This window comes from Roseovarius sp. D0-M9 (assembly GCF_037083805.1).
Taxonomy (GTDB): domain Bacteria; phylum Pseudomonadota; class Alphaproteobacteria; order Rhodobacterales; family Rhodobacteraceae; genus Roseovarius.
On sequence record NZ_JBAPKZ010000013.1, the window covers coordinates 37,102 to 50,005 of the forward strand.

Here is a 12,904-nt window from a genome sequence, read left to right on the forward strand (position 1 = left end):
TCATGCCCCGCATCGCGCAGCATTNAGGGCGCTCAGGGGTGCCGGATCGGGCGCAAAGAAGGGATCAAACAGTGCCACGTCATGCCCCGCATCGCGCAGCATTGCCGCCAGCGCAGGACCGGGGCCGCAGCCATAATCCAGCCCTCGGGACGAGGGCGCAAGCCGCGCGTTCAACGGGTCTGCCAGTTTGGACAGGAAGCGGCGGTAGCGCGCATCTCCCGGATCGTTTTCGTGTTGCAGGTAATACGCATACTCGGCCTCGCCCGACAGGCGCTGCTCCGGGTCGAGAAAACGTGCCTCGCAGGCTGGGCAGCGAAAGTAATCTTGCCCCGCGACCGCCAGGAAATGCTCAGCGGCCGCCGTGCAGACGGGGCAGGCGCAGATGGCACTCGTGCGCGCAATATCCGGGCCGGAAAGGGTCATTCCTCCTCTGCCCGCGCGAGAGACCTGACTACGCAAAGCTCGGCGGCGTCCGGCTGGTCAAGGACCGCTTCGGTGGTATAGCCAAGGCCAAGGCCGCCGACTACGACATCGACACCAAGCCGCATATCGCGCCGGCGGCGCAGGCTAAGCGCGCCGATCGGCGTCGGGCAGTAATCGAGTTCTTCAAAAAGTGCGCTCATCTCATGGCCGCCTTCAAGGAGTGCGGTCACCTTTCCGCCGGTTCAACATGGGCGCCCTTTATCGGCTGGATCGCGGAAGAACTCAATTGGCGCTATGCTCAGGGATCAACCTGCGCCCTTCGTCCGCTCTTGGCGGATGGTCGCCCCAAGGGACGTAGGCCAAGGGGGCAGCGCCTTAGTGATTTGGATCATCCAGCGATCCATGGATCGCGAATTGCTCGAGGCTTGCGTCTTGGGCGCGGATCACACGGTAGGCCTCGCGCACTCCTGCCTCGGTCAACTCGCGCGAGATCGTCAGCAGCGTGTTGGCGTCATGCTCGTCGCAAAGATCGGCCATCTGGGACAGCTCTTCCAAGGCGACGCCGCGCGCGGCGGTCAGCGAGGGCGCGCCGTAGATGTCGACGAAATGCTGCGCCAATATGTCCGCCAGCGCGTCACGCTCGGCAGGTTCGATCTGGGTCACGGCGACAAAACTCACGCGGCCGAATGTCGTGCAGCCCATCCATCCGTTGGCAAAGGCCTGCCGGGCCTTGCCCGTCAGATCAGCCTCGGACCAGTTGGAAAACTCGAACCCGCCCGAAATGCACCATTCGCCGGTTCTGGCGGGGTTGTGGAAAACCCTTGTGTCGCTTTCGTCGAAATGGATCGCTCGGGCAAGTTTCATGCGGGCTCCGCCAAGAGGGTGGTGAGGGGGATCATGCGGGCTGTATCCTTGGTTTTCAACAAAAGTCCAAGATCCTCGTCAATACCGATGAATGTCCCCTCATATTCGCCGACCGTCACGGCGGTATTCAGTCCGTGAGCCACCGCAAGCCAGTCGCGGTGCAGCCTTGTCGTTCCTTCGTCGGTCCAGGCGTTGATCTGGACCAATGTGTGCCGCACCCACGCCTCGACCAGGCTTTCCGGATCCACCTCGCCGCAACCCTCGGCATAAAGCGCTGTCGCATCGGGTGTCAGCCCAGTGTCCTCGGAGGGTGGCCACAGGTCGATCGTCAGGCCGACCACCAGCCAGTCTGGAATGGCCTCGGGATCTCGGGTGGCGGCAGCGATCCGCAAGGCGCCGCAGCGCCCGCCATTAACGTATATCTCGCCGGGCCAGCCCAGATGCACCCCGACTTCGGGCGGCGCGAGCGCACCGAGCGCATTTTGTATGCCGACACCGCACAGTGGCAACATGCAGGCGGCGGTGCGCAGCGGAACCTCGGGCGCAAAGACCATCGCCGCGCGCAGGCGGTCATGGCCCAGATCATAGCAGACCAGCCCTGCGTCGCAGACCTCGGACGCCTTCGCGCAGGCCAAGCTGAACGGATCGGCGCCCGCCGCATCCAGCCCGGAAAAGAGTGGGGGAAAAACCGGTGCGCTCATGCGTGACCAAGCGTGACCAATTGTTGTGCGACAGCGCGAAATCCCGCGGCCTGCGCCGAGTCGGGTTTGGACACGACGATCGGCGCCCCGCCATCCGCCGCCAGCCGGATATCGAGGTGCAGCGGTATTTCGGCCAGCAGTGGCACCCCCAGCTTTTGCGCCTCATTCGAAACGCCGCCGTGGCCGAACATGTGCTCCTCATGTCCGCATTGCGAGCAGATATGCGTCGACATGTTTTCAATCATGCCAATGATCGGCGTGCCAAGCTGGTTGAACATGTCGATCCCCTTGCGGGCATCCAGCAGCGCCACGTCCTGCGGTGTCGAGACGATGATCGCGCCGTTGAGGTGGGCCTTTTGCGCCAACGTCATCTGCACGTCGCCGGTGCCGGGCGGCAGGTCCACGATCAACACGTCGAGCGCGCCCCATTGCACCTGTGTCAGCATTTGCTGCAACGCGCCCATTAGCATCGGACCGCGCCAGACGACCGCCTGATCGTCGTTTGTCATCAGTCCGATGGACATCATCGTCACGCCAAAGTTGCGCATTGGCAGGATTGTCTTGCCATCGGGCGAGGAAGGGCGCCCCGACACGCCGAGCATGCGCGGTTGCGAGGGTCCATAGACATCGGCATCCAGCAGCCCGACACGGCGCCCTTCGGCGGCCAGTGCGCAGGCGAGGTTGGCGGCGACCGTGGATTTGCCGACGCCGCCCTTGCCCGAGGCCACCGCGATGATCCGGTCCACGCCGGGTATCTTCTGGGGGCCTGCCGGCTCGGCGGGGCGGTTCAGCTTCAGGTCCGGGGGCGCTGCGGGCGCGCTGTGGGCCGTCATGACGACAGACAGGCTTTCCAGACCGGGCAAGGCATTGAGCTTGGCCTCAGCCTCGTCCTTGACCTTGGCATAAGTTTCCGCGTGCGTGCCGCTGACCTCCAGAACAAAGCGTACGGCCCCGTCCTGAACCGTCAACGCCTTGATCAGGCCTGCATCGACCAGCGATGTGCCGCTGACCGGATCGGACATGGTTTTCAGCGTGGCCAGCACATCGTCGCGGGTGAGGGTCATACTGGCATCACCCCTTGATCTTGCCGGTGACCACATGCTCAAGATCCACGCCGTCGATCTTGAGGACCATGCGCGCCTCGAACTCCTTGCCTTCCGTGCCTTCGGCCTCGCGGAACGCTTCTTCGATCGCCTGCTGGGATGTCACGCCGACTTGCTTGAGAAATTTGCGCATCGACATGTTGAAATCATCGCTCATCTTCGTCTCCTTTTCGGGGCTGGTCAGAGTGGCTTTTACTAATGATCCTTGCGCTTGGACAAGTAGTCCTCGCTTGTGCGGACTTGCGGGCGCTCCTTGCCTGCGAACGGATTATTCTGCCCGTGGAACTGTGCCTGAACGCGGCAATTGTCGCACATCTGGATCATCCGCGCCGCGGCAGGGTTGTCGAACATCGCGTGATTGCCGGCCAGCTTTTCCATGATCCGCTCGACGGTGGACTTGACGCCAAAGAGGCTGCCGCATTCGACGCAGGCAAAGGGCTCTTCCTCGTTCAGGACCACTTGGGAGAGGGCCGCGTCGGTCAAATCCATTCGGGGCTGTAAGGTAATCGCATCCTCGGGGCACACATTGGCGCACAGGCCGCATTGCAGGCACGCATCCTCCTTGAAGCGAAGCTGCGGCATATCGGGATTGTCCAACAGCGCGCCCGATGGGCAAAGCGAGGCACAAGCCAGACACAAGGTGCACGCATCTGTATCGACGATGACCGCGCCGTATGGCGCGTGATCGGGCAGGGGAATGACCTCCTCCTCCGCTGCCAGCGCCTTGGCGGCGAGGCGCGCGATCTGGCGGCGCGAGCCTTGCGGCAGGATTGCAGGAGCGGGCGCAGTCGCCGGGGCCTCGCGCTCGAAAAGATGATCCGACAGGGCGTCGGGGTCGGTGATATCCAGCAGCGTCACGGCATCGCCTGCGCCCATGGCGGCAGCCAGAGTCTCTTGGCTGTGCAGGACATCGCGGTCGCTTTTGGGGGCAAGCAGGATGTCGACCGCGGCAAACCCGCTGGCCAGTGACCCCAGCATTTCGGCATGGCCGAACATTGCCAGCGCTTCGATCTCCAGCGGGATCACATCAACAGGCAGACCATTGCCGTAGCGCGCGGCAAGGCGGATCATCTCGGCCCCATGCGCGTCATGCACCAGCAGAACGCCCGAGGTTCCGCCCGCCTTGCGATAGGCCGAGGCCAGCGTGCCGATCCGGCGGAACACATGATCGACCGGCGGCGCGTCATAGCTGATTGCACCCGACGGGCAGACCGCCGAACAGGCACCGCACCCGGCGCAGATCAGGGGGTCAATGCTCACATGCTCGCCTGCGGGCAGGATCGCGCCGGTGGGGCAGACATCGAGGCAGTTCGAGCAGGCCGGCTGCCCGGCGCGCGAGTGGGCGCATAGGGATGGCTCCATTCGGACATGAAGCGGCTTCTCGAAGGTGCCGACCATCTGGCTGGCCTCCAGCACCGCGTCCGCCACGGCGGGCAAGCTACCGGGATCGGCGCGCAGGTATCCGTCGCGCTTGTCAGGCGCGGGAAAGAGCGGCGTGCCACCTGTCAGATCGAGGATCAGATCACAGTCGGATTTCGCGCCATCGCGCGCATCCGTCAGTGTAGGCGCGCCGCGCCCTCCCGGCAGGACCTGCTGGAAGGCGTCGATCGAGATATGGAATTGACCCAGCGTGCCCGACACATCGCGCAAGCGTCCGGCGCAGCAATCAAAGCGGCTGGTGTGGGGCAGGTCCGCTCCGTCCGGCACCAGCACCGTCACCGCCAGAATGTCGGCCAGCTTTTCGGCGGCGGCAATCGCCACATCAGGCGCGCCGATGATGAGGCAGATCCCGCCTGAGACGACATCGGTCGTCTTGGACGGCGGCTGGGGCAGCGCGGCGTCGGCGACCAATGCGGCCATCTTGGCGGTGGTGTCCCTTGTGTCCGAAGTCCACCCGGCCCTGTCCCGGATATCGACAAAGGCAGGCTCGGGCGCGCCCAGATCCTCGGCCAGCGCGCCAAAGCGCTCGGCCTCCTGCTGGCAGGCGATCATGACCTCGCCGCCCTCCAGCGCCTTGGTGGCCGCGGCGATCTGGGATTGGCAGAGATCCGTGTGAAGGCGCGAGCATTCCAGCCCCGTCGCCGCACCAAGCGCGACCGCGTCTATGGTTTGAGACCCCAGACAGTCGCAGATCATCAGCGTTTTTTTCATTTGAGCCCCCTTGAGAGTCCGAGGGTAGGATGGAACCCCAGCAGATGAAAGGTGATCTGGCAAGTTTCGTCGCGCAGCGCCAAATCTGACGTAGCGGCACGGAGTGGATCCCATGCCCCAAAGGAAAGGCAAGACGATACCGTCTCAAATCCCCCTTTGATTTTTGCTGCAAACCGGTACACTGAGGTATTCCATATCCCGTCAGCCAGCGAGTGCCAGCATGACTTTCGTTTTTCCTCACTCCCAATCCATTCCGCTCGGAATCGTGGTTCGGAAAGCGCCCGGCGTCACGCGCTGGGCCAAGTGGGTCTGGCGTGCGGTCGGCATTCTGCCCGGTGCGGGGGCGGCAAACTGGACTGTTCTGCGGTCTGAGGGCGACGTGACCGACTTTCACGCGGCGACGCTTCCGCTTGAGCTGTTTGTGTCCGATACCGAGGCTTATGTGCATGAGCTTCAGGCCCGGCAGCCGTCTGTCTATGTCGTGCTCAGCCCGGATGCCTCATCGCCTGATCGGCCTTGGAAAGTGACGCTGGTGACGGCCTCGCCTTATGAGGCGCAGGATTATTGCGACTCGGCCGAGGTGTTGGTCGAAAAGGTGGCGATGCCGGACGGCATGCAGGCATGGGTTGCTGATTTTGTGACGCGCCACCACGAAGAGGAAGCCTTCGTCAAGCGCAAGCGCCGCAACTGGCGCGCCGAAGAGCCCGAGGACGGCATTGGCGATGCGCGCATCGTGCAGGACAGCGACGTGTTCCGGTCGCCGCGCAGCCGCATGGGGGCATTGAAATGACCCGAAGCGCCAGTTTCTGGGAGCGCCGCCGTGCTGGCGTCAAGGCGGAGGCCGAGGCCAGCGCCGCAGCCGAACAGGCTGCAATCGAGGCCCGGCAACAGCAGGCCCTGGCGGAAAAGAGCGACGAAGAGATCCTCGCCGATCTCGATCTGCCCGACCCTGAAACGATGGAGAAAGGCGACGATTTCACCGCCTTCATGGCCAAGGCCGTTCCCGAGCACATCCGCAAACGGGCGCTGCGCAAGCTGTGGCGCAGCAATCCGGTTCTGGCATGTGTGGACGGACTGAATGATTATGATGACGACTACCTGACCGGCAGCTATGGCAACGGGCCGATTGCGACCAACTATCAGGTTGGCAAGGGCCTTCTGGCGCACGTTCTGGAGGTCGCGCAGCAAGGTGAGCAGAGCGCCGATGATGCGATGACACTCGACAAGGATGCGAAAGCGGCCCAAGATGAACCTCAAGAGGAGTCGGTCGAAATCGCGTTGACAGACGAAGCTGCGGTGGCAACGGGCGAGGCTCACGCCTCGGATCTGGCCGCTGAACCAGAGGCATCCGTGCAAGATGCCGATGATGGCGCGGACGACTTCAGGCCCCGGCGAATGGCATTTTACTTTGATGGAAACAGTGCATGACCTTGGCCGCAGCACATCAGCAGATCGACGAAGAGGATCGCCTGCGCGCTGATCTTTACAACTACCTTGGCGTGATGCTGGCAGGCCCTCCCGATGAGATCCTGTTGGCCCAGACGGCCGATCTGGTGGGTGACGCCTCGCCGCTTGGGCAGGCAATCGAGGGGCTGGCGTCCGTTGCCAGGGTGACGCGGCCCAGATCAGCCCTCAAGGAATTCAATGCGCTCTTTATCGGCCTTGGTCGCGGCGAGCTCTTGCCCTACGCCAGCTATTACATGACCGGATTTCTGAACGAAAAACCGCTGGCCAACCTGCGCGCCGACATGGCGTCGCTTGGCATGACGCGGGCGGAAAACACGTTCGAGCCTGAGGACAACATCGCCTCGCTGATGGAGATGATGGGCGGAATGATCGTCGGGCGCTTTGGCAATCCCGCGCCATTGGCGCGGCAAAAAGAATTCTACAGCAAGAACATCGGGCCGTGGGCGCCGCACTTCTTTACGGACCTGCAAGGGGCAAAGGCATCGACGCTTTATGCGTCGGTCGGCGCTGTCGGCGCGGAGTTTCTCGCGGTGGAGCAGGAAGCATTTCGCATGATGTCTGGCTGAGGGCCGCTGATTGCGCGGCGGCGGGGGCTGCCATGAAGAAGTTTAACGGGAGGAGACAAAGAAAATGGCTGACACGAAACAGGGCACGACGCGCCGGAATTTTCTGAAGATCGCCGGCACGGCAGTGCCGGGCATTGTGGCCGTTTCCGCCGGAAGCGAGGCGCAAGCGGGTCCGGCCGAAGTCGATCTGACATCGCAAGTGATGCAGGACACCGAACACACCCGCGCATATTTGAAAAGCACCCGCTTTTAGGGCTGCATGACCCGCCTCAGGGGAAGGGGCCGGGGACATTTGATAGGTACCAAGACTGCCACAGCGCAGAAGTAGGGAGAGAGACATGCTCAGGAAAAAGACAAATGGCAGCGCGCGCCGAGCTGCAAGGGCTACGACGACCAGCGCCGCGGTTACCGGCGTAGACCGCCGGACCTTCCTGCGCGGTTCGGGCCTTGCCATCGGCGGGCTTGCAGCTGTCGCCGCAACCGGCGGCACCGTGTCGCGCGCCACTGCGCAAACCGCCTCAGAGCGGGCGATCGAGACCAAGAAATCCGTCTGCACCCATTGCTCGGTCGGGTGCACCGTGATCGCCGAGGTCGACAATGGTGTCTGGACAGGCCAGGAGCCCGGCTTTGACAGCCCGTTCAACATGGGCGCGCATTGCGCCAAGGGCGCATCGGTGCGCGAGCACGCGCATGGTGAGCGGCGCCTGAAATACCCGATGAAAAAAGAGAACGGCGAATGGGTTCGCCTCAGCTGGGAACAGGCCATCAACGAGATCGGTGATGGCATGATGAAGATCCGCGACGAAAGCGGCCCGGATTCCGTCTATTGGCTGGGCTCGGCCAAGCACAGCAACGAGCAGGCCTATCTGTTCCGCAAGTTTGCCGCGTATTGGGGCACGAACAACGTCGACCATCAGGCGCGTATCTGCCACTCGACCACCGTGGCCGGTGTGGCGAATACATGGGGCTACGGCGCCATGACCAACAGCTACAACGACATCCACAATTCCAAGGCGATGTTCCTGATCGGCAGCAATCCCGCCGAGGCGCATCCGGTCTCGTTGCTGCACATCCTGAAGGCCAAGGAGCAAAATAACGCCCCCCTGATCGTCTGCGATCCGCGATTCACGCGCACGGCGGCACATGCGGACGAATATGTGCGCTTTCGTCCGGGCAGCGACGTGGCGCTGGTGTGGGGCATTCTGTGGCACATTTTCGAGAACGGCTGGGAGGACAAGGAATTCATCCGCACCCGTGTCTGGGGCATGGACGAGATCCGCAACGAGGTGCAGAACTGGACCCCCGAAGAGGTCGAGCGCGTGACCGGTGCGCCGGGCGAGCAGCTGGAGCGCGTGGCGCGCACCTTGGCCAACAACCGCCCCGGCACCGTCGTCTGGTGCATGGGCGGCACCCAGCATACCAACGGCAACAACAACACCCGCGCTTACTGCATCTTGCAGCTTGCGCTTGGCAACATGGGCCGCGCGGGCGGCGGCACGAACATCTTCCGCGGGCACGACAACGTGCAGGGTGCCACGGACCTCGGTGTTCTGGCCGATACATTGCCTGGCTACTACGGCCTGTCCGAGGGGGCATGGGCCCATTGGGCCCGCGTGTGGGAGGAAGACGCAGATTGGCTCAAGGGGCGTTTCTCGGACGCCTCGGTTGGCGAGACCAAGATGATGAACCTGACTGGTATTCCGGTCAGCCGCTGGATTGACGGCGTGCTGGAGGACAAGGCCAACCTTGACCAGCCGGACAACACGCGCGCCATGGTTCTGTGGGGCCATGCGCCAAACTCGCAAACGCGGATGAAGGAAATGAAGACCGCGATGGAGCGGCTGGACATGTTGGTCGTGGTCGATCCATATCCGACAGTTTCCGCCGTGATGCAGGATCGCACCGACGGCGTTTACCTCCTGCCGGCCAGCACCCAGTTCGAGACGCGCGGGTCTGCAACCGCCTCCAACCGGTCGCTGCAATGGCGTGAGAAGATCTTTGATCCGTTGTTCGAGTCGCTTCCCGATCAAACGATCATGGCCAAGTTTGCCGAAAAGTTCGGTTTTCATGACCGCCTTTTCCGCAACATCGCGATTGACGAGGGGGGCGAGCCGAACGTCGAAGACATAACGCGTGAGTTCAACCGCGGCATGTGGACCATCGGCTACACGGGCCAGAGCCCCGAGCGTCTCAAGATGCATATGGCCAACCAGCATACCTTCGACCCCACGACCTTGCGCGCCAATGGCGGCCCTGCGGATGGCGATTTCTACGGGATGCCCTGGCCCTGCTGGGGCACCGCAGAGATGAAGCATCCCGGCACGGCGCTGCTTTATGACATGTCCATTCCGGTGGCCGAAGGCGGCCTGACCTTCCGCGCGCGTTTCGGTGTGGAGCGCGACGGCGACAATCTGCTCGCCGAAGGTGTTTATTCCAAAGGATCCGAGATCGAGGACGGATACCCGGAATTCACGATGCAAATGCTGCGTGATCTGGGCTGGGAGGGCGATCTGACCCAAGAGGAAATGGCTGCTATCGACCGCGTGGCGGGTTTCCCCGATGGCGCGCCCATGATGGACGAGGCAGCGGATGATGGCGGTTCGACCGATCAGGAAGAGGTTGGCGAGACATCGCAGCAAGGTGAAATTCCGTCGGATTATGTCGAGAAGTCTGGCGGCGTGAATTGGAAGACGGACCTGTCGGGCGGGATCCAGAGGGTCGCCATCAAACATGGCTGCGCACCCTTCGGAAATGCCAAGGCCCGCGCCGTGGTCTGGACCTTCCCCGATCCTGTGCCACTGCACCGCGAGCCGCTCTATTCCAACCGCCGCGACCTCGTGGCCGACTACCCCACCTATGAGGACAAGAAGTTCTGGCGGGTGCCCACGATGTACAGCTCGATCCAGACCAACGACTTTTCCGAGGACTACCCGATCATCCTGACCTCCGGTCGCTTGGTCGAATATGAGGGCGGCGGCGACGAAACCCGTTCGAACCCTTGGCTGGCGGAATTGCAGCAGGACATGTTCGTCGAGATCAACACACGCGATGCCAATGATCTTGGTATCCGTGACGGCGCACAGGTCTGGGTCGAAGGGCCCGAGGGCGGCAAGGTCAAGGTGATGGCCATGGTGACCGAACGGGTGGGCGCGGGCGTGGCCTTCATGCCGTTCCACTTTGGCGGCCATTTCGAAGGCAGGGACCTGCGCGACAAGTATCCCGAAGGGGCCGACCCCTATGTTCTTGGGGAATCGTGCAATGTCGCCCAGACATATGGTTATGACAGCGTCACCCAGATGCAGGAGACCAAAGCGACTCTCTGCAAAATCTGGACAGCATAAGGAGAACGATCATGGCTAGAGCAAAGTTTCTCTGCGACGCTGAACGCTGCATCGAATGCAACGCCTGTGTCACCGCCTGCAAGAACGAACACGAGGTGCCATGGGGCATCAATCGCCGCAAGGTCGTCACCATAAATGACGGCAAACCCGGCGAGCGGTCGATTTCGGTCGCCTGCATGCATTGCTCTGATGCGCCTTGCATGGCGGTCTGTCCGGTGGATTGCTTTTATCAGACCGATGACGGGATCGTCCTGCATTCAAAGGATCTCTGCATCGGCTGCGGCTACTGCTTCTACGCATGCCCCTTCGGCGCACCGCAGTATCCCCAAGCCGGCAACTTCGGATCGCGCGGCAAGATGGACAAATGCACCTTCTGCGCCGGTGGTCCCGAAGAAAACCACTCCGCAGCCGAGTTTGCCAAGTATGGTCGCAATCGGATCGCCGAGGGCAAGTTGCCGATTTGCGCCGAGATGTGCTCGACCAAGGCGCTGCTCGCGGGTGACGGCGATGAGGTCTCGGATATCTACCGTGAGCGTATCGTCGCCCGAGGCTTTGGTTCGGGGGCATGGGGCTGGGGCACGGCCTATGATCAAAAGGGCGGTTGAACCTTCCGTTTGCCTAGATTGGTCGAGCGGCCCCGCAAAGGCCGCTCGACGATTTCCAGATGATAAAGGATGGCTCGGATGCTTCGCCTGATTGCGGTTTTCCTCTTTGTTTGCAGCCTGATGACTCCGGCTTTGGCGCAAGAGGCCGCCGAGGATCCGCGGGCGCAAACCGGCGGCGCGCAAACGCTTGACGATATCTTGCGCCGGCAGGCCGAGCAGGATGTGGACGATGAATTTCGCCGCTCTGAAACCGGAGACCCGTCCGCTGCCGCACCGACCACGGAACCGCTCGGAACGCTTGGTGGGCAGTCAGACCCGGACCTGTGGCGCGCGCTGCGCTATGACACGGCGGATGTCACGACCCAGATTCGCGGGCCTGCCTCCACGACGCTTATCCAGGACAGCGGGATGTGGTGGCTGGAAGTCCGCGAAGGACCGATGTTGATTTATGGCGCGGCCCTGCTGGGCGGCACCTTGGTGCTTCTGGCGCTCTTCTATCTCATTCGCGGCCGCATCCGAATCGACGGGGAAAAGACCGGACGCACGATCACGCGTTTCACCGGGGTCGAACGGTTCGGGCATTGGCTGCTGGCAACCTCGTTCATCATCCTTGGTGTGACGGGCCTGATTTCCCTCTTTGGGCGCAAGGTGCTGATACCGGCCTTCGGGCATGAGGCGTTTTCCATTTTGGCCATCGGCACGAAATGGGTTCACAACAATGTCTCTTGGGCTTTTATCGTGGCACTCGTCATCATCTTTGTCTTTTGGGTGGTTCACAACCTGCCCGACCGCACCGATCTGGCCTGGCTGGCCAAAGGGGGCGGTATCTTCAGCAGCGGTCACCCACCGGCCAAGAAATTCAACGCTGGCCAAAAGCTGATCTTCTGGGCTGTGATCGTCTTGGGGGCATCCATTTCGGCGTCGGGGATCTCGCTGTTGTTTCCCCATGAGTTCAACATGTTCGGCGCGACCTTTGCCAAGCTGAACGACTGGGGCATAAGCGGTCTGGTCGGGTTGGATCCGCTACCCTATCCGCTGTCCCCCCAGGCAGAAATGCAATATGCGCAGCTCTGGCACGCAATCGTCAGCCTTGTTTTGACCGCGATCATTTTCGCTCACATCTATCTGGGGTCCATCGGCATGGAAGGCGCTTTTGACGCGATGGGCAAGGGCGAGGTCGAAGAGCAATGGGCGCGCGAGCATCACAGCCTGTGGGTCGAGGAAGTGCGAGACGCCGAAGCACTTCGGAAAAAGGAAGCATGACATGAAAGCGTTTTTGATTTCATTGCTTGCCTTGGTGGTGATCACAATCGGCGCGAACCAGCTTCTGACAGTCGCTGATTTTTCCTCTGATGCCAATTCCGCCTCCTCATCCAACGTCAGGCTTGAATAACTGGGCGCGTTGGTCGTGCCGGGGCAGACTGGGCCGGATGGCGCGGAATAGAGCCTCGCCTGGCGCCGTCGGGTGAACCATGTTGATTGTGGACGAACCTGCGCGATCCCGTCAGACATCTGCCGAGGCCTTTCACGAAGTTCAAGCAACGGGCGACCCTTCCCATCCCTGGGCGCGCTGCGGTTTGCCAGCCGTCGGCATATCAATTATGTGGACCCCAATGAGATCGCGCGCGCGAAAGTGAGCGGGAGCAAGGCGCGCATGCGCCTGTCAGCACAACATCGACCGCC

At 62.3% G+C, this 12,904-nt stretch carries 15 protein-coding genes; 8 read left to right on the plus strand and 7 right to left on the minus strand.

Features of this window, described 5'->3' with window-relative positions:
• The 7 genes from V8352_RS10410 to V8352_RS10440 all read right to left on the minus strand — a co-directional run bounded on the left by V8352_RS10410 (position 1) and on the right by V8352_RS10440 (position 5,242).
• Positions 1–423: a methyltransferase domain-containing protein gene (locus tag V8352_RS10410; RefSeq protein ID WP_336424225.1), complete on the minus strand. Its 423-nt coding sequence runs from the start codon at positions 421–423 to the stop codon at positions 1–3.
• A complete protein-coding gene (locus tag V8352_RS10415) occupies positions 420–623 on the minus strand; it encodes a hypothetical protein (protein ID WP_336424226.1) in 204 nt (67 codons plus the stop codon). Before V8352_RS10415 ends, V8352_RS10410 begins: the two co-directional genes overlap by 4 nt.
• Positions 624–798: 175 nt before the next feature.
• A complete protein-coding gene (locus V8352_RS10420; RefSeq protein ID WP_336424227.1) occupies positions 799–1,287 on the minus strand; it encodes a DUF6505 family protein in 489 nt (162 codons plus the stop codon).
• Positions 1,284–1,988 carry a biotin/lipoate--protein ligase family protein gene (locus V8352_RS10425; RefSeq protein WP_336424228.1) on the minus strand — a complete coding sequence of 235 codons (705 nt, stop codon included), beginning with the start codon at positions 1,986–1,988 and terminating at the stop codon, positions 1,284–1,286. Before V8352_RS10425 ends, V8352_RS10420 begins: the two co-directional genes overlap by 4 nt.
• Positions 1,985–3,052, minus strand: a complete 1,068-nt coding sequence (locus tag V8352_RS10430; protein ID WP_336424229.1) for an Mrp/NBP35 family ATP-binding protein — start codon at positions 3,050–3,052, stop codon at positions 1,985–1,987. The genes V8352_RS10425 and V8352_RS10430 overlap by 4 nt, the downstream gene beginning before the upstream one ends.
• Before the next feature lie 7 nt (positions 3,053–3,059).
• Complete coding sequence (locus tag V8352_RS10435) at positions 3,060–3,248, minus strand: DUF6494 family protein (protein WP_336424230.1); 189 nt, start codon at positions 3,246–3,248, stop codon at positions 3,060–3,062.
• A gap of 38 nt (positions 3,249–3,286) precedes the next feature.
• The gene (locus tag V8352_RS10440; RefSeq protein ID WP_336424231.1) at positions 3,287–5,242 is read right to left on the minus strand and encodes a 4Fe-4S binding protein; all 1,956 of its coding nucleotides are present in this window, start codon (positions 5,240–5,242) and stop codon (positions 3,287–3,289) included.
• 220 nt (positions 5,243–5,462) lie between these two features.
• Between V8352_RS10440 and V8352_RS10445 the strand changes: the two genes are divergently transcribed.
• The 8 genes from V8352_RS10445 (at position 5,463) to V8352_RS10480 (ending at position 12,614) form a co-directional block, all read left to right on the plus strand.
• A complete protein-coding gene (locus V8352_RS10445) occupies positions 5,463–6,032 on the plus strand; it encodes a DUF3305 domain-containing protein (protein ID WP_336424232.1) in 570 nt (189 codons plus the stop codon).
• Positions 6,029–6,670 carry a DUF3306 domain-containing protein gene (locus V8352_RS10450; RefSeq protein ID WP_336424233.1) on the plus strand — a complete coding sequence of 214 codons (642 nt, stop codon included), beginning with the start codon at positions 6,029–6,031 and terminating at the stop codon, positions 6,668–6,670. Before V8352_RS10445 ends, V8352_RS10450 begins: the two co-directional genes overlap by 4 nt.
• Entirely contained in the window at positions 6,667–7,275 is a 609-nt protein-coding gene (locus V8352_RS10455; RefSeq protein ID WP_336424234.1) for a TorD/DmsD family molecular chaperone, read from the plus strand. Before V8352_RS10450 ends, V8352_RS10455 begins: the two co-directional genes overlap by 4 nt.
• A gap of 64 nt (positions 7,276–7,339) precedes the next feature.
• Positions 7,340–7,528 (plus strand): twin-arginine translocation pathway signal protein, encoded by a 189-nt coding sequence (locus V8352_RS10460; RefSeq protein WP_336424235.1) that lies wholly within the window; start codon positions 7,340–7,342, stop codon positions 7,526–7,528.
• A gap of 85 nt (positions 7,529–7,613) precedes the next feature.
• Entirely contained in the window at positions 7,614–10,616 is a 3,003-nt protein-coding gene (locus V8352_RS10465; protein ID WP_336424236.1) for a formate dehydrogenase subunit alpha, read from the plus strand.
• Positions 10,617–10,627: 11 nt separating this feature from the next.
• A complete protein-coding gene (gene fdh3B / locus V8352_RS10470; RefSeq protein ID WP_336424237.1) occupies positions 10,628–11,221 on the plus strand; it encodes a formate dehydrogenase FDH3 subunit beta in 594 nt (197 codons plus the stop codon).
• Positions 11,222–11,299: 78 nt separating this feature from the next.
• Positions 11,300–12,484: a formate dehydrogenase subunit gamma gene (locus tag V8352_RS10475; RefSeq protein ID WP_336424238.1), complete on the plus strand. Its 1,185-nt coding sequence runs from the start codon at positions 11,300–11,302 to the stop codon at positions 12,482–12,484.
• A 1-nt stretch (position 12,485) separates the two neighbouring features.
• Positions 12,486–12,614, plus strand: coding sequence for a hypothetical protein (locus V8352_RS10480; protein WP_336424239.1), 129 nt, complete (start codon positions 12,486–12,488; stop codon positions 12,612–12,614).
• Positions 12,615–12,904: the final 290 nt, after the last annotated feature.